This is a genomic window from Rhodococcus sp. T2V (assembly GCF_029269925.1).
GTDB classification, from domain to species: Bacteria; Actinomycetota; Actinomycetes; order Mycobacteriales; family Mycobacteriaceae; genus Rhodococcus_F; species Rhodococcus_F koreensis.
In genome coordinates this window covers 245,707-269,122 of the sequence record NZ_JARJBD010000002.1, presented here as the reverse complement: position 1 = coordinate 269,122, position 23,416 = coordinate 245,707, and the positions used below count along the sequence as shown (strand labels likewise).

Annotated in this window: 18 protein-coding genes; 6 read left to right on the top strand and 12 right to left on the bottom strand. The window is 68.2% G+C overall.

Features of this window, described 5'->3' with window-relative positions; all coding sequences use genetic code 11:
- Nucleotides 1–37 precede the first annotated feature (37 nt).
- Entirely contained in the window at nt 38–625 is a 588-nt protein-coding gene (locus P3H15_RS03345) for a suppressor of fused domain protein (protein ID WP_174705563.1), read from the top strand.
- Here P3H15_RS03345 and corA read toward each other — a convergent pair.
- Nucleotides 622–1,713 carry a magnesium/cobalt transporter CorA gene (gene corA / locus P3H15_RS03340; RefSeq protein ID WP_276135931.1) on the bottom strand — a complete coding sequence of 364 codons (1,092 nt, stop codon included), beginning with the start codon at nt 1,711–1,713 and terminating at the stop codon, nt 622–624. The two genes, P3H15_RS03345 and corA, sit on opposite strands and share 4 nt — an antisense overlap.
- A gap of 146 nt (nt 1,714–1,859) precedes the next feature.
- Between corA and P3H15_RS03335 the strand changes: the two genes are divergently transcribed.
- From P3H15_RS03335 to P3H15_RS03325, 3 genes are all read left to right on the top strand, one after another.
- Nucleotides 1,860–2,714: a PHP domain-containing protein gene (locus P3H15_RS03335; protein WP_276135930.1), complete on the top strand. Its 855-nt coding sequence runs from the start codon at nt 1,860–1,862 to the stop codon at nt 2,712–2,714.
- A complete protein-coding gene (locus P3H15_RS03330) occupies nt 2,711–3,070 on the top strand; it encodes a hypothetical protein (protein WP_095860988.1) in 360 nt (119 codons plus the stop codon). The genes P3H15_RS03335 and P3H15_RS03330 overlap by 4 nt, the downstream gene beginning before the upstream one ends.
- 378 nt (nt 3,071–3,448) lie before the next feature.
- The gene (locus P3H15_RS03325) at nt 3,449–4,642 is read left to right on the top strand and encodes an NADP-dependent malic enzyme (RefSeq protein WP_276135929.1); all 1,194 of its coding nucleotides are present in this window, start codon (nt 3,449–3,451) and stop codon (nt 4,640–4,642) included.
- Nucleotides 4,643–4,723: 81 nt separating this feature from the next.
- Here P3H15_RS03325 and P3H15_RS03320 read toward each other — a convergent pair whose 3' ends face one another.
- The 4 genes from P3H15_RS03320 to P3H15_RS03305 are packed head-to-tail and all read right to left on the bottom strand — an operon-like array spanning nt 4,724 to nt 8,270.
- Nucleotides 4,724–5,428, bottom strand: coding sequence for an ABC transporter permease (locus P3H15_RS03320; RefSeq protein WP_276135928.1), 705 nt, complete (start codon nt 5,426–5,428; stop codon nt 4,724–4,726).
- Nucleotides 5,425–6,123: an ABC transporter permease gene (locus P3H15_RS03315; protein ID WP_276135927.1), complete on the bottom strand. Its 699-nt coding sequence runs from the start codon at nt 6,121–6,123 to the stop codon at nt 5,425–5,427. Before P3H15_RS03315 ends, P3H15_RS03320 begins: the two co-directional genes overlap by 4 nt.
- 4 nt (nt 6,124–6,127) lie before the next feature.
- The gene (locus tag P3H15_RS03310) at nt 6,128–7,285 is read right to left on the bottom strand and encodes an ABC transporter ATP-binding protein (protein WP_276135926.1); all 1,158 of its coding nucleotides are present in this window, start codon (nt 7,283–7,285) and stop codon (nt 6,128–6,130) included.
- A 10-nt stretch (nt 7,286–7,295) separates the two neighbouring features.
- Nucleotides 7,296–8,270 carry an ABC transporter substrate-binding protein gene (locus P3H15_RS03305; RefSeq protein WP_095860986.1) on the bottom strand — a complete coding sequence of 325 codons (975 nt, stop codon included), beginning with the start codon at nt 8,268–8,270 and terminating at the stop codon, nt 7,296–7,298.
- Between the two features lie 144 nt (nt 8,271–8,414).
- On the opposite strand from P3H15_RS03305, the gene P3H15_RS03300 reads away from it, so the two are divergent.
- Nucleotides 8,415–9,362, top strand: a complete 948-nt coding sequence (locus tag P3H15_RS03300) for an ABC transporter substrate-binding protein (RefSeq protein WP_276135925.1) — start codon at nt 8,415–8,417, stop codon at nt 9,360–9,362.
- Here P3H15_RS03300 and P3H15_RS03295 read toward each other — a convergent pair.
- The 3 genes from P3H15_RS03295 to P3H15_RS03285 are packed head-to-tail and all read right to left on the bottom strand — an operon-like array spanning nt 9,321 to nt 12,677.
- Nucleotides 9,321–10,241: an alpha/beta hydrolase gene (locus P3H15_RS03295; RefSeq protein ID WP_276135924.1), complete on the bottom strand. Its 921-nt coding sequence runs from the start codon at nt 10,239–10,241 to the stop codon at nt 9,321–9,323. The genes P3H15_RS03300 and P3H15_RS03295 overlap by 42 nt on opposite strands.
- A gap of 7 nt (nt 10,242–10,248) precedes the next feature.
- On the bottom strand, nt 10,249–11,079 hold the full coding sequence (locus tag P3H15_RS03290) for an SDR family oxidoreductase (protein WP_276135923.1): 831 nt from the start codon (nt 11,077–11,079) through the stop codon (nt 10,249–10,251).
- On the bottom strand, nt 11,076–12,677 hold the full coding sequence (locus tag P3H15_RS03285; RefSeq protein WP_276135922.1) for an NAD(P)/FAD-dependent oxidoreductase: 1,602 nt from the start codon (nt 12,675–12,677) through the stop codon (nt 11,076–11,078). The genes P3H15_RS03290 and P3H15_RS03285 overlap by 4 nt, the downstream gene beginning before the upstream one ends.
- A gap of 70 nt (nt 12,678–12,747) precedes the next feature.
- Between P3H15_RS03285 and P3H15_RS03280 the strand changes: the two genes are divergently transcribed.
- Nucleotides 12,748–13,386: a TetR/AcrR family transcriptional regulator gene (locus P3H15_RS03280; protein ID WP_276135921.1), complete on the top strand. Its 639-nt coding sequence runs from the start codon at nt 12,748–12,750 to the stop codon at nt 13,384–13,386.
- A 270-nt stretch (nt 13,387–13,656) separates the two neighbouring features.
- On the opposite strand, the gene P3H15_RS03275 is transcribed toward P3H15_RS03280, so the two are convergent.
- The 4 genes from P3H15_RS03275 to P3H15_RS03260 form a co-directional block, all read right to left on the bottom strand.
- Nucleotides 13,657–17,436, bottom strand: coding sequence for a multifunctional oxoglutarate decarboxylase/oxoglutarate dehydrogenase thiamine pyrophosphate-binding subunit/dihydrolipoyllysine-residue succinyltransferase subunit (locus P3H15_RS03275; RefSeq protein ID WP_276135920.1), 3,780 nt, complete (start codon nt 17,434–17,436; stop codon nt 13,657–13,659).
- A 111-nt stretch (nt 17,437–17,547) separates the two neighbouring features.
- Nucleotides 17,548–21,423 (bottom strand): ABC transporter ATP-binding protein, encoded by a 3,876-nt coding sequence (locus P3H15_RS03270; protein ID WP_276135967.1) that lies wholly within the window; start codon nt 21,421–21,423, stop codon nt 17,548–17,550.
- Between the two features lie 50 nt (nt 21,424–21,473).
- On the bottom strand, nt 21,474–22,253 hold the full coding sequence (locus tag P3H15_RS03265) for an ABC transporter permease (protein WP_276135919.1): 780 nt from the start codon (nt 22,251–22,253) through the stop codon (nt 21,474–21,476).
- The gene (locus P3H15_RS03260; RefSeq protein ID WP_276135918.1) at nt 22,250–23,401 is read right to left on the bottom strand and encodes an ABC transporter ATP-binding protein; all 1,152 of its coding nucleotides are present in this window, start codon (nt 23,399–23,401) and stop codon (nt 22,250–22,252) included. Before P3H15_RS03260 ends, P3H15_RS03265 begins: the two co-directional genes overlap by 4 nt.
- Between the last annotated feature and the right edge of the window lie 15 nt (nt 23,402–23,416).

The following is a 23,416-nucleotide window of genomic DNA, read 5'->3' as shown; positions in this document are numbered from 1 at the left end:
GAGGACGGGTGAGCGGGTTCGGTGGTTTGATGGCGGGGTGACTGACAGCGTTGTGGCCTCCGTTCGCGCGCACCTGCTGGGGCAGATCGGGGGACCGGAGCCGACTGCGGCATCGGTGACGTTCCTGGGCGTCGAACCGCTGGACGTGCTGCGGTTCGCACCCGACGACGAGGATCTGGTCCGCTACGTGACCCTGGGATGCTCCCGGCACCCGATGAGTGACCCCGGCGAACTGGTGGCCGACGCTCTCCGCGGCCCCCGCGCCGAACTGATCCTCACCCTGCGCGGTGGCGCCGGGGTGGCGTCGGGAGTCGCGCGCACCCTGGCGGTGCTGGCGGCGGCGCCGTCGGTGGAAGGTGTCGTTCTCGTGGAGGACGCGCTGCTCGACCTGGGAGAGCCGCTGTGGAAGGACGCGCCGTTCACCGCCGTGCTGCTCGGTGAGTCGACGATCCCCGACCTGCCGCTGCCCGAACCCGCGGAGGCCGTGCGGTTCCTCGCGGTCGTTCCGCTCACCGGCACCGAGGCGGCGTGGGTCCGGTTGCGCGGCGCCGGCGCCCTGCGTGAGGCGTGGGCGGAGGCGGGCATCGACGTGCGCGATCCGCACCGCGGCGCCGCGTCGCTCTAGAGCCAGTTGTTCCGGCGGAACGTGACGAACAGGCCCACCGCCACCGACGCGATCACGAACACCACGCCGTGATAGCCGTACTGCCAGTGGAGTTCGGGCATGTTGTCGAAGTTCATGCCGTAAATGCCCGCGATCATCGTCGGCACGGCCGCGATCGCCACCCACGCCGAGATCTTGCGCATGTCGGTGTTCTGCTGCACGGCGACCTTCGCCAGGGCGGCATCGACGAGTGAGCTGAGCACCTCGTCGTATTCGGCGATCCGTTCGGCGACGGTGGTGTGGTGGTCGAGGACGTCGCGGAAGTAGCGGCGGATCTCCTTCGGCACCGGATTGCCCGGTGACCGCGTCAGCCGGAGCAACGGATTGGACAGCGGGTTCACCGACTTGCGGAGTTCGACGATCTCACGCTTGAGCAGGTAGATGTGTTCGACCGCGACGCTGCTGCGCGGACTGAACACCGCCTCCTCCATGCTGTCGACGTCTTCCTCGATGGCCTGGGTGACCTCGAGGTACGTGTCCACCACGTGGTCCGCGACCGCGTGCAGCACCGCGTACGGGCCGAGAGCGAGCCGCTCCCCGTTCGCCTCCAGCGCGTGCCGGACGTTCGACAGCGGGGAATGGTCACCGTGCCGCACGGTGATGACGAAGTCGGCTCCTACGAAGACCATGATCTCGCCGGTCTCGACGATCTCGCTGGCAGTGGCCACCGACTCGTGCGGCACGTAGTTGACGGTCCGCAGCACCAGGAACAGCACGTCGTCGTAGCGTTCGAGCTTCGGCCGCTGGTGGGCGTGGACGGCGTCCTCGACCATCAGCTCGTGCAGCCCGAACGTCTCGGACACGCTCTCCATCTGGCCCTCGTCGGGAGCGTGCAGCCCGAGCCACACGAACCCCTGACCCCGCTTGCGGACCTCGGCCATCGCAGCCTGGTGCGTGTACTTGCCGGGAAGCCTCGTGCCGTCGACGTACACCCCGCAGTCCACGATGGCCCGCGAGGTCGGGATGCGGATCCTGGAACCCGGGTCCTTCTCGCCGTCGCGCTGATCCTTGTCGCTGCCGCGCCGGGGGAGCGAGGGCACAGACGGCACGGGGCCCTCCTTCACCGTCGAGTCGGAAACGCTGCCGGTGAATCGTACGTCAGCACCGGGTCCGGGCCGGTCGGCGTCGCACGACACGCCAGGCTTCCGGGCCGCACGCTCGGACCCCGTGCGGCGACACCTGACAGACTGGTCTGGTGCTCATCGATCTCCACACCCATTCGACGGCCTCCGACGGAACCGACAGCCCGGCGGACCTGGTGCGCGCCGCGGGGGCGGCGGGACTCGACATCGTGGCGATCACCGATCACGACACGACCGCGGGGTGGGCTGAAGCGGTCGCGGCGCTGCCTGCGGGGCTTGCGCTGGTGCGGGGCATGGAGATGTCCTGCGAGGGGCGGGGTGAGGACGGACGCCCGGTCGCCGTGCACCTCCTCGCCTACCTGTTCGATCCCGCGCACGCGGCGTTCGCGCGGGAGCGGGAACGCCTGCGGAACGAGCGGATCGTCCGGATCCGCGCCATGGCCGAGCTGATGATGGAGGACGGTCTCCCCATCGACGCCGACGAGGTGCTCGCGGAAGCGGGACCGGCGGCCGGGCGCCCGCACCTGGCGAGGGCTCTGATGCGTGCCGGCGTGGTCGGCAGCGTCGGTGAGGCGTTCGTGGACCTGCTGGCCCCGCGCGGCCGGTACTTCGTCGACAAATCGGACACCCCGCTCGACGAGGCCGTGCAACTGGTGGCGGAGGCCGGGGGAGTGAGCGTCCTCGCCCACGGAAGGGCCCGCACGAGGGGGCGGCTGCTGTCGCTCGATCACGTCCGTGACCTGGCGGGATCCGGTCTGCACGGGATCGAGGTGCATCACCCCGACCATTCGCCGGAAGACGCGCGGGTGCTGCAGGCCCTCGCCGACGAACTCGGTCTGGTCGTCACCGGTTCCTCCGACTACCACGGGACGAACAAAGCCATCCGGCTCGGCGAGTTCACAACGGACGCCGACGAGTTCGACACCCTCGTGTCGAAAGCATCCGGGGTGCAGGTGGTCTCGGCATGAACACGCACGAGTCCGAGCGATACGACCCGTACGCTCCCGCCGTCCCGAGGACGGTGGCGGCCACCGAACCGCGACGCAACCCGCTTCCGGTCCGCGCGCTGCGCGCCCTCAGCGGGGCCGTCGCCGCCGGTGTGGTGATCCTCTGCCTCGTCGTGATCGGTTCCGCCTACGTCGGCGGGGGCCGGGGCTTCCCGGGCCCCGGGGCGGTCTCGATCACCGCGCACGTGGTCGCGTCCGTGTTCGTGATCGTCGCGCAACGGATTGCGGACCGCCGCGACGGGTTCGCCGCCGTGGTCGCGTCCGTGGCCGTCCTCGCCGCGGCGGCACTTCTGCTTGCCACCCAGTGGTGGGGTTGAGGAACGCTCGGCCCGATATCTGAAACCGGCCCTCACAGTGACCCGCCGGTAACTTGTTCTCACAGGTAGAGGCCCGAAAACGTGAGACATCTGACTGTCGTGGCAATTTGATTGTGCATCGATATTCGTGCCAGACTTAGCACCACTCCGACGTCGGCGCCACCGCCCTTCGGCGGGGGTTTTATGGCAGCGTTGCCAGGGGCTCACCCGCCCAGTGCCATGACGCTTCGGACGTTCTGCGGCCATCGTGATCGCGCACCCCGGAAGCTTCACCCCAGTTGTCGTTCGTGGAGTGACTGTGAGGATCAGCGCCGATCCCTACGGTTACTTCTCAGTAACCCGGCCCCGAGTGAGCCTGGACTTATCAGGAGTGTCATCGTGTCCATCGTGTCCGAACCCACCACACCGCAGAAGGTCGAACTGACCGACGAGGAGATCTTCGCCGGCCATCTCGGCGGCAAGCTCTCGGTCGAGACCACCGCTCCCCTCGATTCCCAGCGTGCCCTGTCCATCGCTTACACGCCCGGTGTCGCGCAGGTCTCCCGCGCCATCCACGCCGACGAGACCCTCGCCGACCGCTACACCTGGACCAACCGCCTCGTGGTCGTCGTCTCCGACGGCTCCGCGGTCCTCGGCCTCGGTGACATCGGCCCGCGTGCCTCCCTTCCCGTGATGGAGGGCAAGTCCGCCCTGTTCAAGAACTTCGCCGGGTTGAACTCGATCCCCCTGGTCCTCGACACCAAGGACCCCGACGAGATCGTCGAGACCCTGATCCGGCTGCGCCCCAGCTTCGGGGCCGTCAACCTCGAGGACATCTCCGCACCCCGCTGCTTCGAGATCGAGAAGCGCGTCATCGAGGCCCTGGACTGCCCGGTCATGCACGACGACCAGCACGGCACCGCCATCGTCGTCCTCGCCGCCCTCAAGGGCGCGGTCAAGGTCCAGAACCGGGAACTGTCCGACCTGCGGGTCGTCATCTCCGGTGCCGGCGCCGCCGGTGTGGCCTGCGCGAACATCCTGCTCGCCGCCGGCATCGCGGACGTGACGGTCCTGGACTCGAAGGGCATCGTCTCGGCCGACCGCACCGACCTCAACGAGATCAAGGTCGACCTGGCCGCCCGCACCAACCCGGCCGCCCGCCGCGGCGGCGTCGTCGAAGCTCTCGACGGCGCGGACGTGTTCCTCGGTGTCTCCGCGGGCACCGTCCCGGAGGAGCTCATCGCGACCATGGCGGAGAACTCCATCGTGTTCGCGTTGTCGAACCCGGACCCGGAGATCCACCCCGACGTCGCCCGCAAGCACGCGGCGATCGTCGCCACCGGACGCTCGGATTTCCCGAACCAGATCAACAATGTGCTCGCCTTCCCCGGGGTGTTCAAGGGCGCCCTCGACGCCGGCGCCCGCCGCATCACCGAAGGCATGAAACTCGCCGCCGCCGAGGCAATCCTCTCGGTCGTCGGTGACGAGCTGGCTGTAGACAAGATCGTTCCCAGCCCGCTCGATCCTCGCGTCGCCCCCGCTGTCGCGGAGGCAGTCGCCGCCGCTGCTCGCGCAGAAGGCGTCACCGGCTAGCGAGAATCCGTCGAGCACCCCGATCCGGAACCCGCACCCACGGTTCCGGTGTCGGGGTGTTTGCCGTTGTGGGAGAACTCGTTACGATGCGCGCTCGGCGATCTGTTCGGCGCTCGGATTCCGCCGCAGGCGGCCGGTTCCCGGAACGGACGCCCACACCGCCAGCGCGAGCAACCCGTCCACGACGAGAGCCAGAATCGTCACCAGCAGCGCGCCGACGAGCACCCGGTCGTATTGGCGCAGGGCCAGTCCGTCGAAGATGTAGCGGCCCAGGCCGCCGAGGTTGACGTACGCGGCAACCGTTGCGGTCGCGATGATCTGCAGGGTGGCGTTGCGCAGCCCGCCGAGCATGAGCGGCAGCGCATTCGGGGCCTCGACCCTCGTGAGGACCTGCCATTCGGTCATCCCCATCGCGCGGGCGGCGTCCACGACCGTCCGGTCGACATTCGCGACACCCGCATACGTGCCCGCGAGGACCGGCGGGATCCCGAGGATCACCAGGGCCAGGATCGGCGGGACCAGACCCAGCCCGAGCAGGAGCACCAGGAACGTCAGCAGGCCCAGCGTCGGCAGCGACCGGAGTGCGTTGACGAGACCGACCACGACCACGTCACCCTTGCGCAGATGTCCGATGATCAGACCGATCGGCACCGCCACCACCGCGGACAGTGTGACCGCCAGAAAGCTGTACCAGAGGTGTTCGAGGATGCGGGCGCCGATTCCGGTGCTGCCCGACCAGTTACCCGGGTCGACGATGTACTCCCACGCGCCGCCGAAGATGTTCACGAAGTCTCCTCCGGCGCGGGGGCCGTCGACTGTCCCGCGACCAGCGGTGCGCGCCGGACCTTCTGCTGCCGCGTCCACGGTGTCAGTGCCCGGCCGACGAGGAACAGCAGCAGGTCGAACGCGAGGGCCAGCACGACGATCGAGATGATCCCCGCCAGGATCTGATCGGGGTAGTCCCGCTGGTAGCCCTGCGTGAACAGGGTGCCGAGGCCGCCGATCCCGATCAGCGAACCCACCGACACCAGCGAGATGTTGGTCACCGCCACCACTCGGACGTTCGCGACGAGAACGGGCAGTGCGAGCGGCAATTCGACGGTCAGCGCCCGGCGGAGGCGCGTGAAACCCATCGCGGTGGCGGAGTCGACGACGTCCGCGGGAACGGAGTCGAGAGCCTCGGGAACGGCGCGGATGAGCAGTGCCGTGGAGTAGATCGTCAGCGCGATCACCACATTGAGCGGGTCCAGGATCTGCAGTCCGAAGACGGAAGGGATCGTCACGAACAGTGCCAGCGACGGGATCGTGAACGCGATGCCCGCCACGCTCAGCGTGATCTTCCGCAGCCAGGAAGCACCCCGGATCGCCGTGCCCACCGGAACCGCGATGAGCAACCCGATCAGCAGCGGAACCAGTGCGAGATAGAGATGGGTCTTCGTCAGGTCGACGACGACCGAGAAGTTGTCGATGAGCCAGCGCACGCGATCACGGCCCGTCCGGGGTCGCCTGCTGGGCGGTGAAGTAGTGCTCACCCCGCGCGCGGTCCTCCGCCGCCCGCTGCTCGGCCAGCTTCGCGATCACTTCGGAGCCGAGGATGCCGCCCGAGACCGCACCGTCCGCGTCGACGGCCACCCCGATGCCCGACGGGGAGGAGATCGCCGCGTCCAATGCCTGCCGCAGGTCGGCGCCGGGGGTGAAGAGCGATCCGCCCGCCGCAGTGCATTCGGAGACGGGCCGACCGGCCCGCGCCCCTTCGACGCCGGTGACGTCGATCCACCCCCGCGGCACGCCCGCGTCGGTGACGACGAGGACCCATTCACCCCGTTCGAGGCGCAGCCCGGGCAATTCGTTCGCGGTCGCCGTCCGCAGGGTGTGCAGCGGAACCTCATCTGCCGTCCGGAACGACAGCCCCCGGTACCCGCGGTCACGACCCACGAACGAGGCGACGAAATCGGTGGCGGGCGCCGACAGCACCGTGTCGGGTGCGTCGTACTGCTGCAACCGGCCGCCCGGCCCGAAGACCGCCACCCGGTCGCCGAGTTTGACGGCTTCGTCGATGTCGTGGGTGACGAACACGATCGTCTTGCGCATCTCCGCCTGTAGCCGCTGCATCTCGGCCTGCAGATCTTCGCGGACAACGGGATCGACGGCGCTGAACGGTTCGTCCATCAGCAGGATCGGCGGATCGGCGGCCAGCGCCCGGGCGACCCCGACGCGTTGTTGCTGTCCGCCGGACAGCTGACCGGGATAGCGGGAGGCCAGCGCCGGGTCGAGTCCGACACGTTCGAGCACCGCCAACGCGGCCTTGCGGGCGTTGCGTCTCGAGTCGCCGCGCAGCACCGGCACGGTCGCGACGTTGTCGACCACCGTGCGGTGCGGCAACAGTCCCGCACTCTGGATCACATAGCCGATGCCGAGGCGAAGCTTCACCGCGTCGGTCCGGGCTATGTCGCGGCCGTCGACCGTGACGGTCCCCGCGGTCGGGGTGATCATCCGGTTGATCATCCGCATCGACGTGGTCTTGCCGCAGCCGGACGGCCCCACGAAGACCGTGAACGATTCGGCTTCGATCTGCAGGTCGAGGCCGTCGACCGCCGTCGTGCCGTCCGGGTACTGCTTGGTGACTCCCGAGAATGTGATCACCGCAGCCTCCTCACGAGACCGGCTTGTCGAGCCCCTGGTCCGTCACCCACTGCTTCGCGGCCGCCGCCGGCTCCGTCTTCGCATCACCCGAGACGGAATTGTTGAGCGCGACAAGTTCTTCGGTGGTCAGCTTCGCGGACAGCGCGTCGAGGGCGCGGGTCAGCTTGTCTGAGGACTTGGTGGTGCGCAACACCGGGACGACGTTCTGCGCCGCGAAGTTGTTCAGCGGGTCCGCGAGCACCACGAAACCGTTCTCTGCGATCGCCGGAGACGTGGTGAAGATGTCGGCGGCCGTGATCTGTCCCGACGCGAGAGCGTCCACCGTGGCCGGACCGCCGCCGTCGGCGATCGGGACGAAGTTGTCGGGCGTGATGTCGAGGCCGTACTTGGCCTTCAGACCGGGCAGGCCACCGGGACGTTCCTGGAATTCGGCCGGTGCGCCGAACTTCACCTCGTTCGAATGCGCCGCCAGATCCGCGATGGAGGTGAGGTTCCAGCGCTGCGCCGTCTCCTTCGTGACGACGACGGCGTCTTTGTCCTCCGCGGGGGCCGGGGTGGTGATCGTCAGTTCCGAGCCCAGCGCGGCAGGCAGTGCCGCGTCGACGTCGGCGGCGCTCGTGGCGGTGGAATCCGGGTCGAGATACTGCAGGAGATTGCCCGTGTAATCGGGGATGACGTCGATCGACCCGTCCTTCAGCGCGGGAATGTAGGCCTCACGGGAGCCGATGTTGAACTTCGTCGTCACGTCGAACCCGTTGGCGCGGAGCACCTCGGTGTAGATGTTCGCCACCGTCTCCGATTCGGGGAAGTTCGCCGATCCCACGATGATCGCGTTCGGGTCGTCGCCGGAGCCCTCGCCGCCGCCGGACAGGGGGTCGGATCCGCCGCCACCGCACGCCGCGAGCGACACGACGGCGACCGTCGCGAGAGCGATACTGCCCACGGAGCGGCGGGTGAAGCCCGACAGAATTCGTGAGGTGCGCATGAGCGTCCTTCCCGTTGTCACCGGCGCCGGACCTGCCGACGGAAAGCCGGTGGACGCGTGTCCGCGCCATCGGTTGGCCAGTGTAACGATAGGGGCGGACAGAGCACGGTTTTCGGCCGGCTCGAGGTAAACGAAAGGCGCGACGTGGCACACACACGCACAGACGAATCGGCCCGCCGCGGGCACCGCCCGGCAGCGTGGTCCCGGGTGCTGACGGCCGCGTCCGCGCTGCTCCTCGCTGCGGGGCTGGCGTCGGGCTGCGCTGGTGGCGACAGAACCCTCGACGGTGCCGCGGGGCAGGGGCAGGGCCAGATCGTGGTGGGTGCGGGCGACGGTGCGGAGAGTCGCATCCTCGCCGAAATCTATGCGGGTGCCCTGCGTTCGACGGGCGCGCCGGTCATCACCGACGCCGGCCTCGGTGACCGGACCGCCTATCTCGGGCAACTCGATGCCGGAAGCGTCACGCTGGTACCGGAGTTCACGGGCCGGCTGCTGCGTTATTACGATCCCGAGTCGACGGAAACCGAGCAGGACGATGTGTTCGAGGCATTGAGCAAGGCTCTGCCGCAGGGGCTTTCGATCTCCGACTTCGCCGCCGCCGAGGACAGGTCGGTGCTGGCGGTGACTCCGCAGACATCCGAACAGCTCGGTCTCACCACGCTGGACGACCTCGTTCCCTCGTGCGGAAAGAGCACCGCCGTCCTCGCCCCGGCGTTCGAGGCCGATGATCTCGCCGGTCTCACCGGGTGCGCGTTCGCGCAGACGACGAGGGTGGCCGACGACGCCGCCGCGGTCGGTGAACTCGCCGTCCCCGCACCGGCGGGCGGAGCCGTGGTGGCCGGGGTGACCACGGCGTCGCCGGACGTCGCGGACACGGATCTGGTGCTGCTGTCCGACGACGAACACGTGTTCACCGCGCAGAACGTGGTGCCGCTGTTCCGGATCGGGACCCTGAGCGAAGCCCAGCTGAAGGCGCTGAACGTCGTGGCGGGTGAACTGACGACCGCGGACCTGGCCGACATGATCGGCCAGGTCCGCGGTGGTGCCGATTCAGCCGACGTGGCGCGGGTGTGGCTGGACGCCCATCTGTGAGCCCAGGAACGCCCCGAGTTCCGCGACCGCGTCCGCGGCCTCGCGGACCAGGGACGCCTGCAGATGGGCGACGTGCCACAGCCGGGCGTACTCGGTGAGCGTGACGTCCACCTTCGACTCGTTCAGCTTGTCGACGAACTCCATGATCTGCGGGTAAAGCACCTCGTCCACCCCGACGTGGATCAACGTCGGCGGCAGTCCCGTCAGATTTCCCTGCAACGGTGCGTAACCCGGATCCCGCGCGTCTCCGTTACCCAGGTACTTCTCGGCGGCGTCGAACGACCACGCGGTGTTGACGACGAGATCACGGTCCCGGGACGTGTCGCGCCTGCCGGGATCGACCCACGGGGAGATCAACGCCAACGCCGCGGGAGTCACGCCGTGCCGATCGATCAGGCGTCGTGCCGTGGCGACGGTCAGGCCACCACCCGCCGAATCGCCCGCGATGGCGAGTTGCTCTGTCTCGTAACCGTGTTCGGTGTTCAGCTCCATGTACGCGGCGACGGCGTCCTCGAGCCCGGCCGGGAACGGATGTTCCGGGGCCAGCCGGTAGTCGAGGGTGTAGACGACGCTGCCGGATTCCCGGGCGATGTGGGCGGCCAGCGATCGGTGGGTGGCGAGCGAACCGATCGTGTACGCACCGCCGTGCAGGTAGAGGACGGCGGTCCGGCGTTCGGTGGCTCCCACCGTGATCCGCTCCGCGGGCCGCCCCGCCAGGACGGTCGGGCGGACGACGGCACCGGCGGGCACCTGCTGCAGTGGAGCACCCACGTCGAGAAGGGTGCGCTGCACCGAGTACGGAAGCCGTGCGTTGAGGCTGAGGCGGTAGAACGGCCGGAGTGCCGTCGCGACGACCGGCAGCGGCAGGTGGAAGCTCATCGGGACCTCAGTTCGACTTGGGGAGGACGCGTCCGGCGACGAGGGCGACCACCCGCTGGTAGCTCGGTCCGACGAGCCGCACCCAGGCGTCGAGGAACTTGGCGTCGGCGCCGATCAGCACGCGCGCCTTGCCCTTACGGACACCGGTCAGGATGGTCTCGGCCGCCGCCTCCGGAGTGGTGCGTGCCAGCTTCTGGTCGAAGAACTTCGCGAACGTGTCGAGGTCCTCGCCCGGTCCCGCGGTGGCGTTGCGGGCGATGGCCGTCTTGATGCCGCCGGGATGCACACACGTCACCTTCACGGGATGTTTGGCGATCAGCATCTCCTGGCGCAGCGACTCGGTGAAACCGCGCACGGCGAACTTCGCCGAGTTGTACGCGCTCTGGCCGGGCATGGACAGCAGTCCGAACAGGCTCGAGACGTTCACGACGTGACCGTCGCCCGACGCGATGAGATGCGGCAGGAACGCCTTGGTGCCGTTGACGACTCCCCAGAAGTCCACGTCCATGATCTTCTCGATGTCCTTGAACTCGGACTTCTCGAACTCACCGTGGTAGGCGATGCCGGCGTTGTTGTACACCTGGTTGATCTTGCCGAAGTGGGCCCGCACCTCGTCGGCGTACGCGAGCACCGCCTCGCGCTGGGTGACGTCCAGGTGATCGGACTTGACCTCGGCACCCAGCGCCTCCGCCTGGCGTGCGGTCTCGGCGAGTCCGACCGTGTCCATGTCCGAGATCGCCAGCCGGGCACCCCGGCGCGCCAGGTCGAGGGCGACGGCCCTGCCGATGCCGGAGCCGGCTCCGGTGATCACGACTACCTTGCCTGCGAACTCGCTCACTGTGCTGTCACCTTGTCGTCGTCGAGGTCGATCTGCGCCGGGATGGCGGCGGATCCGGGGGTCGTGCCGTTCACGTGGACGGGCTCGGGCAGGTCGGCGGTGGCCACGCTGTCGTACGCGGTGAGATCGAAGCGCCTGGTCTCGTTCCGGAACTGGAACGTGAAGCCCGGCCACAGGGTGGTGTTGTTGCCGTGCTTGTCGAGGTACCAGCTCGCGCACCCGCCGTTGTTCCAGACGCTGTGCGACAGCTTCTCCTGGAGGTCGGCGTTGTACCGGTCCTGGGCGTCCTGACGGACCTCGATCTTGCCGATACCGTACTTGTCGATCGTCTGCAGGGCGTCGACGAGGTAGTTGAGCTGCGACTCGATCATGAAGACCATCGAGGTGTGGCCCAGACCCGTGTTCGGGCCGACCAGGAAGAACATGTTGGGGAAGTTCGCGATCGCGGCGCCCTTGTAACCCTGCTGCCCGCCCTCGTCGAAGACCTCGGCGAGCGAGCGGCCGTCCTTGCCGAAGATGCCCTCGAACGTGGGGGAGTCGGTGACGTGGAAGCCGGTGGCGACGACGATGGCGTCGACCTCGCGGACGGTGCCGTCCTTCGAGATCACCGAGTTCGCCGTGACCTCGGCGATGCCGTCGGTCACCAGGTCGACGTTGTCCTGCGCGAGGGCGGGGTAGTAGTTGTTCGAAATCAGCATGCGCTTGCAGCCGATCTGGAAGTTCGGAGTCACCTTCTTGCGCAGATCCTTGTCCTTGATCTGACGGCGCAGGTGGCGCTCGGCCGCGAGCTGTAGCGGCTTCATGAAGACGGGGGCCTTCGCGAGGCCGACGACCTGGCTCTCGCGCATCCAATAGATGCCGGTGCGGCACAGCTTCTGGAAGCCGGGGAGGTATTTGAACGCGGTGTGCTCGAGCGTCGTGTACTCGCGGTCCGCCCGGGGGAGGATCCACGGCGCCGTGCGCTGGTACACGTCGAGGTGCGACACCTTCTTGCCGATGGCGGGGACGATCTGGATGGCCGAGGCGCCGGTGCCGATGACGGCGACGCGCTTGCCTGTCAGGTCGGCGTCGTGGTTCCAGCGGGCGGAGTGGAAGATCTCGCCCTCGAAGCCTTCGATGCCCTTGATGTCCGGGAGAGACGGCTCGCACAGAGCGCCGACCGCGGAGACGACCACCTTCGCGACGAAGTTCCCCTTGGTGGTGCTGACCTCCCAGCGAGTGGTCGACTCGTTCCAGTGGGCGGACCGCACGTCACAGTCGAAGAGGTGCTTGTCGCGCACGTTGTACTTGTCCGCCACCGACCGGATGTACTTCTGGATCTCGGGCTGCGTCGAGAACGACCGGGTCCACTCCGGGTTCAGCGCGAACGAGTAGGAGTACAGATGTGAGGGAACATCGCACGCCGCACCCGGGTACGTGTTGTCCCGCCAGGTACCCCCGACCTCGTTGCCGCGTTCGAGCACGAGGAAGTCGGTCTTGCCTGCCTGGGTCAGCTTGATCGCCGCGCCGAGGCCGGCGAACCCGCTGCCGATGATCAGTGTGTCGACGTGGCGGACACCTGCGGTGGGGGCGTAAGTATCTGTGACGGGGAGACTCATGTAAGAAACCATAGGGCGCTATTGAGGGGCAGTCAATAGCCTATTGACCTTCATTCAGTAGTCTTGTCTCATGGACGTTGTGAAGCGGACCCGTCTCAGCCCCGAACAACGGCGCGCCCAACTGATCGACCTCGGCGCCAAGATGCTGGCGCAGCGCCCGCTCGAGCAGATCTCGGTCGAGGACATCGCAGATCAGGCCGGTGTTTCCCGCGGCCTGCTGTTCCACTACTTCGCGTCGAAGCACGACTTCCACCTCGAGATCGTGCGACACACCAGCAGCGAGATGCTCGCCCGCACCGCCCCCGACCCGTACGTCGAGGAGGCGCGCGATCCGATGCAGATCCTGCGCTCGGTGCTCGCGTCGTACGTCGATTACGTCACCGAGAACCGGGGCACGTACGTCTCGCTCCTGCGGGGAACGGCGAGCGGGGACCCGGACATGCGGGCGGTCTTCGAGCAGACCCGCGCCGTGATGTCCGAGCGGACCCTCGAACAACTGCCTGCGATCGGCATCGAGCCCACCCGGGCGGTCGAACTCGCCGTCCGGGGCTGGATCGCCTACGTCGAGGAAGTCACGATTTCCTGGCTGCGCGACCCGCACCTGACCCGCGAAGAACTGATCGAACTCAACGTTCAGGCCCTTCCCGCGCTGGCTATCGCCGCCGCGCCCGAGATCGCGGCCGCGCTCGTGTCGGCCACCACGACCTGACAATCGCGGCGTCGTTCGCAGTAGGGGCTGTTTGAGCGGACGCACTCCTTCTGAGTAGCCGCACTCGTTGTCGGGCGCGAAAAGTGCTGCGGGAACAGAAAAGGGGTGCGGCTGTCCCGGTGGTAGGCAGGATCGGGCCAGGGGTCCGGATACCACGAAGCCGGGTCGAATCCACTCCGTGGAGTGAACTCGACCCGGCTCAGTGGCAGATCAGTCGATCAGACGCTCAGCTGAACGCTTCAGCCGAAGGCTTCAGCCGTTTCACGCTCTTCAGCCGAAGGCTTCATCGATGATCTCTTGCTGTTCCACAGCGTGCACCTTGCTCGAACCCGAGGACGGTGCCGACATCGAACGACGCGAGATGCGCTTGATTCCGGACAGCTTGTCGGGCAGCAACTCGGGCAGAGCCAGGCCGAAGAACGGCCATGCACCCTGGTTCGCCGGCTCCTCCTGAACCCACCGGAACTCGGTGGCGTTCGGGTAGCGGTCCAGCGTCTCGCGGAGGCGACGGCTCGGAACCGGGTACAGCTGCTCGATGCGGACGATCGCGATGTCCTCGCGGTTGTCCTTCTGCTTCTTCGCCAGCAGCTCCCAGTACAGCTTGCCGCTGACGAGGAGGACACGACGAACCTTGTCGCGTTCGGCGTCGCCCGTCTCGTACGTCGGCTCCTCGAACACCGAGCGGAACTTGCCGGTGGTGAAGTCCTCGACGTCGGAGACCGCGGCCTTGTTGCGCAGCATCGACTTCGGAGTGAAGACGACCAGCGGGCGGCGGATTCCGTCGAGCGAATGACGACGCAGCAGGTGGAAGTAGCTGGCCGGGGTGGACGGCACGGCCACGGTCATCGAACCCTCGGCGCACAACTGCAGGAAGCGCTCGATACGACCGGACGTGTGGTCGGGACCCTGACCCTCATGGCCGTGCGGCAGCAGCAGCACGACGTCGGACAGCTGGCCCCACTTGGCCTCACCGGACGAGATGAACTCGTCGATGATCGACTGCGCACCGTTGACGAAGTCACCGAACTGCGCCTCCCACAGTACGAGCGCGTCCGGGTTGCCCACGGAGTAGCCGTACTCGAAGCCGACGGCCGCGAACTCGCTGAGCGCGGAGTCGTAGACCAGGAACTTGCCGGGGTTCTCGCTGCCCAGGTTCTGCAGCGGGATGTACTCGGCGCCCGTCTTGCGGTCGATGAGGACCGAGTGACGCTGCGTGAACGTGCCGCGCTTGGAATCCTGGCCGGACAGGCGAACCATCTTGCCCTGGTCGACCAGCGAACCGAACGCGAGCAGCTCGGCGAAGGCCCAGTCGATCTTGCCCTCGCGCGACATTTCGCGGCGCTTGTCGATGACCGGCTTGACGCGCGGGTGGACGGTGAAGCCCTCGGGCACGTTGACGAACGCGTCGCCGATCCGCTCGAGCACCGACTCGTCGACCGACGTCTTCAGCTTCGTGGGCAGCACCTGGTCGAGCTCGACCGACTCACTGGGCTCCGGCGTGTACTTCTCGAGTTCGCGAACCTCGTTGAACACCCGCTCCAGCTGACCCTGGTAGTCGCGCAGGGCGTCTTCGGCTTCCTTCAGCGAGATGTCGCCACGGCCGATCAGGGATTCGGTGTAGCTCTTACGGACGCTGCGCTTGGTGTCGATCACGTCGTACATCGCCGGCTGCGTCATCGACGGGTCGTCGCCCTCGTTGTGACCGCGACGGCGGTAGCAGATCATGTCGATGACGACGTCCTTCTGGAACTTCTCCCGGAAGTCGACAGCGAGCTGGGCAACCCAGACGCAGGCCTCGGGGTCGTCGCCGTTCACGTGGAAGATCGGCGCGCCGATCATCTTCGCGACGTCGGTGCAGTACTCCGACGAACGGGAGTGCTCCGGGGCAGTGGTGAACCCGACCTGGTTGTTGACCACGATGTGCACGGTGCCGCCGGTGCGGTACCCGCGCAGCAGCGCCAGGTTCAGCGTCTCGGCCACGACACCCTGACCGGCGAACGCGGCGTCGCCGTGCAGCATCAACGGCAGGACGGTGAAGCCGTCCTCACCCTTGTCGAGGATGTCCTGCTTCGCGCGGACCAGGCCCTCGAGGACCGGGTCGACAGCCTCGAGGTGCGACGGGTTGGCCGTCAGCGACACGGTGATGTCGTTGTCACCGAACATCTGGATGTACGTGCCCTCGGCACCGAGGTGGTACTTCACGTCGCCGGAGCCGTGAGCGGCCGCCGGGTTCATGTTGCCCTCGAACTCCGTGAAGATCTTCGAGTACGGCTTGCCGACGATGTTCGCGAGAACGTTGAGGCGACCGCGGTGCGGCATGCCGATGACGACCTCGTCGAGCTGGTGCTCGGCGGCCTGGTCGATGACGGCGTCCATCATCGGGATGACGGACTCGGCGCCCTCGAGCGAGAAGCGCTTCTGGCCGACGTACTTGGTCTGCAGGAACGTCTCGAACGCCTCGGCGGCGTTGAGCTTGCTCAGGATGTACTTCTGCTGAGCGACCGTGGGCTTGACGTGGTGCGCCTCGACCCGGTCCTGCAGCCACTGCTGCTGCTCGGGCTCCAGGATGTGCGCGTACTCGACACCGACGTGGCGGCAGTACGCGTCGCGCAGCACGCTGAGCACGTCGCGCAGCTTCATCTTCTCCTGGGCGTGGAATCCGCCGACCTTGAACTCGCGGTCGAGGTCCCACAGCGTCAGGTCGTGCGTCGTGACGTCCAGGTCGGGGTGGCTCTTGAACTTGTCCTTGACGAACTGCAACGGGTCCGTGTCGGCCATCAGGTGGCCGCGGTTGCGGTACGCCGCGATCAGTTCGAGGACGCGGGTGTTCTTGTCGACCGCGCCTTCGGAGACGTCCTGGCGCCAGCGGACCGGCTCGTACGGAATGTGCAGCGAGTGGAAGATCTCGTCGTAGAACTCGTCGCTGATCAGCAGCTTGTGGATGGTCCGAAGGAAGTCGCCGGACTCCGCGCCCTGAATGATGCGGTGGTCGTACGTCGAGGTCAGCGTCATGAGCTTGCCGACGCCCATCTCGGCGATCTTCTCGTCGCTCGAACCCTGGAACTCCGCCGGGTACTCCATGGCGCCGGCACCGATGATGGCGCCCTGGCCGTTCATCAGGCGCGGCACGGAGTGCACGGTGCCGATGCCGCCGGGGTTGGTGAGCGAGATCGTGACACCCGAGAAGTCCTCGGCGGTGAGCTTGCCGTCACGCGCGCGCCGGACGATGTCCTCGTACGCGCTGTAGAACTGCGTGAAGTTGTGGGTGTCGGTGTTCTTGATCGCGGCGACGACGAGGGATCTGTTGCCGTCCTTGCCCGGCAGGTCGATGGCCAGGCCGAGGTTGGTGTGTGCGGGGGTGACCGCGTTGGGCTTGCCGTCGATCTCGGCGAAGTGCCGGTTCATGTTCGGGAACGCCTTGACCGCCTGCACGATCGCGTAACCCAGCAGGTGCGTGAACGAGATCTTGCCGCCGCGGGTACGGGCGAGGTGGTTGTTGATGACGATCCGGTTGTCGAACATCAGCTTCGCAGGGATGGCGCGAACACTGGTGGCGGTCGGAATGGCCAGCGATGCCGACATGTTCTTCGCGACGGCAGCAGCTGCGCCGCGGAGAACCTTCGACTCGTCGGCGGCAGGCGCGGGGGCGGACGCCTTCGCGTCCTTCGCCGGGGCGTCCTTCGCGGGTGCGGCCTTCTGGGGGGCCTCGGTCTTCGGGGCGGCAGCCTTCGGAGCTGCACCGTTGGGTGCAGTCTTGGTTGCGGCACCGTTGGCCGGCTTGGTCTGAGGCTGGGGTGCGGTCGCGGACTCGGAAACAGGGGGAGTCGAAGCCTTGGCGGAGGGAGCGGCAGCAGGTGCGGCGGTGGTGGTGCCGTTCGTGCCGTGTCCGTTGGCTGCGCCTGCCTTGGCGGCGGCTGCGTCGGGAGAATAATCCGTCAGGAATTCGTGCCAACTCGCGTCCACGGACGACGGATCGTCCTGGAAACGCTGGTACATTTCGTCAACCAGCCACTGGTTCTGTCCGAACTGGGATGTAGAGCTGCTGCTCACGGCAGGTGTTCGCCTCGTTTCTATTTCGGTACCCGATCAGAGCGCCTATATACATGAGACTAGCCCTCGCGTGTGACGTGTAGATCGCCAGGCCTGCACGTGTGAGCTGTCTCACGGCCAACCGATGGGGTCACCATCGATGACGGTTCTCGCCCCGCGATTATTCCCCGCCCCGGTCTCCGCCGCATCCCACAGTCCCGAATAGTGGCCACCGGCATAGCGCAGCGTGGCGTGCGATCCCGTTTCCACCACCCGGCCTTTGTCGATGACGAGGATCACATCTGCCCGGGCCGCAGTGGCCAGCCGGTGGGCCACCACCACCGACGTGCGGGTGCGTGTCACACGGCTGCTCGCCTCGAGAACTACCTGCTCGGTGGCCGGATCGAGGGTCGCGGTCGCCTCGTCGAGCAGCAGCAGATCGGGGTCGACCAACTCGGCTCGGGCGAGCGCGATCAGCTGGCGCTGGCCCGCCGACAAACCCTGCCCGCGCTCGCCGATGGGGTGATGCATCCCACCCCGCAATTCGGCGATCGTGCCCAGTGCTCCGACCGCGCGGGCCGCGTTCTCGATCTCCTCCCGGCTCGCGTCCGGGCGGCCGTACGCGATGTTGGTGGCGACGGTCCCGGTGAAGAGGTGGGCTTCCTGGGGGACGACGCCGAGCCGTCCGCGGTACTCGCCGAGTGGATACCGGCGGAGGTCCACGTCGTCGACGAGCACCGCTCCGGACGTCGGGTCGTAGAAGCGGGCGAGCAGCTTCACGATGGTCGACTTGCCCGCACCGGTCCGGCCGACGAGTGCGACGGTGGTGCCGGCGGGGATGTGCAGTTCGATGTCGGTGAGGGCGTCGCTGTCCGCGCCCTGATAGCGGAACCCGACGTCGCGCAGGCACAGCTCGCCGCGCAGATGCCCGTCGATCGGCTGGAGATCGTCACGGGAGGTCGCCCGCTCGATGGAGCTGGGTGTGCGGAGCAGGTCTCCGATCCGGAGCAGGCCCACACTGGCCTGCTGATACCCGTCGAACACCTGCGACAGCTGCTGGATGGGCCCGAACAGCAGCCCGAGGTACAGCACGAAGGCGACGAGGGTCCCGGTGGTCGTGTGACCGCCCGCGACCTGGTGTGCACCGACGAACACCACGGCGGCCAGGGCGAGGTCCGAGAGGAACGCGATGAACGGGAAGTACAGCGAGATCGCCCGCTGCGACCGCATCCGGCTGCGACGGTAGCTGTCGGCCCGCTCGGCGAACCGGCGGGCGGCGAACTCCTCGCGGCGGTACGCCTGGGCGGCACGGAGCCCGGCGACGTTCTCCTGGAAGTCGGCGTTGACGAGGGAGATCCGCTCCCGCGAGACCGTGTACGCCACCGAGGAGATCCGGCGGAAGATCAGCGTCGCGACGAGGAGCGGCGGGATGACGGCGAGGGCCACCAGCGCGAGCGTGACGTTCGTGACGACGAGGGCGACGGAGATGCCGAGGACGGTCAGTACGCTCACCACAGCGGTGGACATCCCCGTCTGGATGAACGAGGACAGCGCGTCGACGTCGGTGGTCATCCGCGTCATGATGCGGCCGGACAGTTCGCGCTCGTAGTAGTCGAGCCCGAGCCGCTGCAGGTGGGCGTAGCTGCGCACCCGCAACCCGAACAGCACCCGTTCTCCCGCTCGCGCGGTGAGCACCGTCATCAGGGCGACGACGAGCCAGCCGGCGACGACGAGTGCGACGCCCACCCCCGTGGCAGTCCAGAGCGTCGCGGCGTCCTGCGGGACGACACCGTGGTCGATCGCGAACCGGACGATGGACGGGAACGCGATCCCCGCCAGGGCGTCGAGCGCGAGGCAGACGACGACGGCCACGAGGAGGCCGCGGACGGGCCGCAGGATGCGCGACAGCCGGAAGTCGGGTTCGGGGAGGCGCAGGTTCCGCGTCTCGATGCCCGGGCTCTCGACAGCGGGCGGCAGCGCATTCACGGCGTCCCGGAGTTCGGGGGTGGCGGCCACGCTGCCCAGCGCTCCCGCCATCGGTCCGCCGCCTGCCCGGCCGCCGGGGCCCGCGCCGGGGGCCGGGGTGCGGCCGGACGAGGCGGCCGCGACGGGTCCGTCCCATTCCTCGGCGTCCTCCGGCCACAACTCGGACTCGGACGGCACGCGCCGATACGGCATGGGGTCGCTCGGTGCGGGGACGCTGACGTCGATGGGGCCCGCGTTCTCGGCGGAGGCGAACAGTGCGCGGAAGAGCGGACACCGTTCGTCGAGTTCGGAGACCGTGCCGGAATCGACGATCCGTCCGCCGTCGAGAACGGCGACGCGGTCCGCGAGCGACAGCGTGGAGCGGCGATGCGCCAGTATCAGTGCCGTCCGGCCGCGGTTGGCGCGCAGTGCCTCGAAGATCGACGCCTCGGTGGTGGCGTCGACAGCGGACGTGGCGTCGTCGAGAATCAGCACCCGCGGGTCGGTGAGGAGTGCGCGTGCCAGCGCGATCCGCTGCCGCTGTCCGCCCGACAACGTGAGTCCGCGTTCGCCGACGACGGTGTCGTAGCCCTCCGGCAACGCGGAGACGAATTCGTCGGCGGCGGCCATGGCGGCGGCGGCGCGGATCTCCTCCGCGCTGGCGTCGGGCCTGCCGAGCGCGATGTTGGCCGCGATGGTGTCGGAGAAGAGGAACGGTTCGTCGAATACGAGCCCGACCGCTTCACGCAACTGCTCGGCGCTCAGGGTGGACACGTCGAACGATTCGCCGCCGGACGTGAGGGACACCGACCCCGAGGACGGCGCGTAGAAGCGGGGGAGCAGCAGCGACAGCGCGGTCTTGCCGGAGCCGGCCATGCCGACCACCGCGACCGTCTCGCCGGGTGCGATCCGCAGGTCGAGCCCGCGATGGACGTGGCGCTCCGATTCGAACCCGAACGTCACCGAGCGCAGATCCACACCCAGCGGTCCGCCGGGCAGCGCGGTGGGGTGCGGTGGGTCCGCGACCTCTGGTTCGGCGTCGATCACCTCGTACACGCGCTCGACGGCGGCCCTGGACAGCTGGGCCATGATCACGACCGACGACAGGGTGCGGGTGACGCCGGTCATCGTGGCGACGTAGGTGGCGAAGGCGAGGAACGTGCCGATCGTGATGGTTCCGTGCAGTGCGAGGTAGCCGCCGATCGCGATGACGCCGACGAGGCCGAGTTGGGGCAGCGCCGCCATGGTCGGGGCGAAACGCGCGTTGATCCGGGCGGCCCGCAGGCGTTCGGCGTACAGCGCCCGGCTGTGGTCCTCGAGTTGGTCGACGGCCCGGCGTTCCTGGCCGAAGCCCTTGACCACGCGGACGCCGGTGACGGTTTCCTCGACGTGCTGCGCGAGGTCGGCCGCCCGCTGCTGCGCCGACCAGGTGGCCGCGAACAGCTTCGGTCGCATCGTGTACACGACGAGGCAGACCGCGGGAACGATCACCAGCGCGACGACGGTCAGCAACGGCGAGAGCCACGCCATGATCGCGAGGGCGAGGACGAATTGGAGCAGCGCTCCCGCCGACAGCGGGACCATTGCGAGCAGGCCCTGCACCAGTTGGAGGTCGGTGATGGACCGGGACACCACCTGGCCGGTGCGGATCTGATCCTGCCCCCGCCCGTCGAGCCGTTGCAGCGCGCCCAGCAGGCCCAGCCGCAGGTCGTGCTGGACGTCCAGGGACAGCTTGCCCGCGAGCATCCGGCGGCCGTACTGGCAGCCGAACCGCACGCACGCGAGCAGTGCGATGAGCAGTGCGGCGGTGCCGATCACCCGGGTGGCGCTACCGGAGCCCGCCGCGTCGACCGCGTACTTGGTGAGGAGCGGGAACGAGATATCGATGCCTGCGGCGATCACGGTCACGGTCAGGGCGCCGAGTGCGACGCGACGGTGCGCCCAGCACTCACCGCTCAGCCGTCGAATCCAGCCCGGCCGTGCCTGATCCCGCTCCAGCGTCTGTTCCCGTTCGATCACCGACGACGCACTCTCACCTACCACTGGGTCCACGTTAGCGCCGGGTACCGACAGTGCCGGTATCCGGCGCGGCGTCAGGTGATGTCGCGCTGCCGGGTGAGCACCCAACCGCCTGCGACGAAGACCGCCGTCCACCCGAGCAGGGCGAGGGGTGCGGCAGGCCAGAGCGTCAGCCAGTCGATCTCGTTGCCTGCGGCCGCGTTGGCGACCGTCCCGAGGGTGGCGGACACGGGGAGGATGCCACCGACGGAGCCGATGCCGATTCCGCTGAGGATCGAGCGGAGGATCATCTCGCCGAGGGTGTACCAGACGACGAGGGCGATGCAGCTTCCGACGGACGAGCCGGTGAGCATCGACACACCGCCGCCGATGAGCGCCCAGAGTGTCGCGCAGATCAGGGCGGCGCCGAGCATCGCGAACAGGGATCCGCGCAGTTCGAAGGTGTCACCGCCGAACGTCAGCAGCAGGGCGACGCTGACCACCTCCACCACGAGGCAGTAGAAGAAGCCGAACGCCGCGGTGACGGCGAGCTTGGCGCCGATCACCCCGTCCCGGCCGCGGGCGGTGAGGAACGTGGTGGTGAGCGTCTTGTACCGGAATTCCGTGCCCACGTTGACCGCCCCGAAGAGTGCGGCGAACAGGACGACGAGGGCGACGGCGACGGCCAGCCCGAACAGGGTGGCGGCGAGGTTGGCCTCGTTCGGATCGGCCTCGAACGCGTCGGTGAACGCGCGCATCACCGGAAGGGTGATCGCGCTCGAGAACATTCCGACGATCAGCGGTGCCAGACCGAGCATCCACCAGAAACGCAAGGTGGTGACCTTGCGGAATTCCGCGGTGAGCAGCGTTGTCATCGCGGACCTCCGGACATCGGACCCTGCTGGGGGTGTGCGGGTGGTGGGCCGTAGCCCGGTGGCGGCGGGGCATATCCCGGTTGCGCGGGGTAGCCGGGCGGCGGCCCGTAGCCGGGTTGCGGGCCGTAACCCGGCTGTGCGGGGTAGCCGGGCGGCGCGTACCCGGGCTGGGGAGCGTACGTCTGCGGTGGGCCGTACCCCGAGGGCGCGGCGGGGCTCGCCCCGGCCACGTACTGGCCTGCGGTCATCGAAAGGAAGAGCTGCTCGAGGTCGATGTGATCGCCGACGGCCCCGAAGATCGTCACCCCGGCTCCCGCGGCGACGGACTCGACGAGTTCGAGGGACGCACCGACGACGGCGAGGCGCCCGTCGGCGAGCGAGCGGGCGTCGACGATGCCCTTCGCGGCGAGGGCGGTCGCCAGCGCTGCCGGGCTCGACGACGCGACCAGCAACCGGCTCTGCTGCGACTTGCGCAACTCCTCCATTCGTCCCTGGTAGACGAGGGAGCCGCGGCTGACGATCACCAGATTGTCGACGGTCTGCTCCACCTCGCGGAGGATGTGGCTCGACATCAGTACGGTGCGGCCGGATGCGGCGAAGCCCTTCAGGAAGTCGCGCAGCCAGGCGATGCCCTCGGGGTCGAGCCCGTTGGCCGGTTCGTCGAGGATCAGGATCCGCGGATCACCGAGCAGCGCCGTCGCCAGCGACAGCCGCTGTCGCATGCCGAGGGAGAAACCGCCCGCCTTGCGACCGGCGACGTCCTCGAGCCCGACGAGTGCGAGCACCTGGTGTGCGCGTGCGTCCGGAACGCGGATCGCGGAAGCGTACACCTTCAGGTGGTCGAGTGCCGTCCGGTTGGGGTGCAGGCTCTGCGAGTCGAGGACGGCGCCGACCGTGTGCGCGGGGTCGACGAGGGAGCGGATCGGGACGCCGGCGACCGTGGAGGTGCCGGACGTCGGCTTCACGAGACCGAGGATCATCCGCAGCGTCGTGGTCTTGCCCGAGCCGTTGGGCCCGAGGAATCCGGTGATCGACCCCTGCGGCACGGTGAAGCCGAGGTCCGTGACCGCGTCGACGTTCTTGAAGCGTTTCGACAGCCCCCGCACCTCGATCGGCGCCGCGAAACTTCCCGGGATTGCTGTGGTCAACCCGTCCTCCCCTGC

Excerpts from the sequence above, each read along its gene's own strand:
- P3H15_RS03330 (WP_095860988.1), top strand. The coding sequence starts at position 2,711 with ATGAACACGCACGAGTCCGAGCGATACGACCCGTACGCTCCCGCCGTC.
- P3H15_RS03305 (WP_095860986.1), bottom strand. The coding sequence starts at position 8,270 with ATGCGCACCTCACGAATTCTGTCGGGCTTCACCCGCCGCTCCGTGGGC.
- P3H15_RS03295 (WP_276135924.1), bottom strand. The coding sequence starts at position 10,241 with ATGAGCTTCCACCTGCCGCTGCCGGTCGTCGCGACGGCACTCCGGCCG.
- P3H15_RS03285 (WP_276135922.1), bottom strand. The coding sequence starts at position 12,677 with ATGAGTCTCCCCGTCACAGATACTTACGCCCCCACCGCAGGTGTCCGC.
- P3H15_RS03280 (WP_276135921.1), top strand. The coding sequence starts at position 12,748 with ATGGACGTTGTGAAGCGGACCCGTCTCAGCCCCGAACAACGGCGCGCC.
- P3H15_RS03265 (WP_276135919.1), bottom strand. The coding sequence starts at position 22,253 with ATGACAACGCTGCTCACCGCGGAATTCCGCAAGGTCACCACCTTGCGT.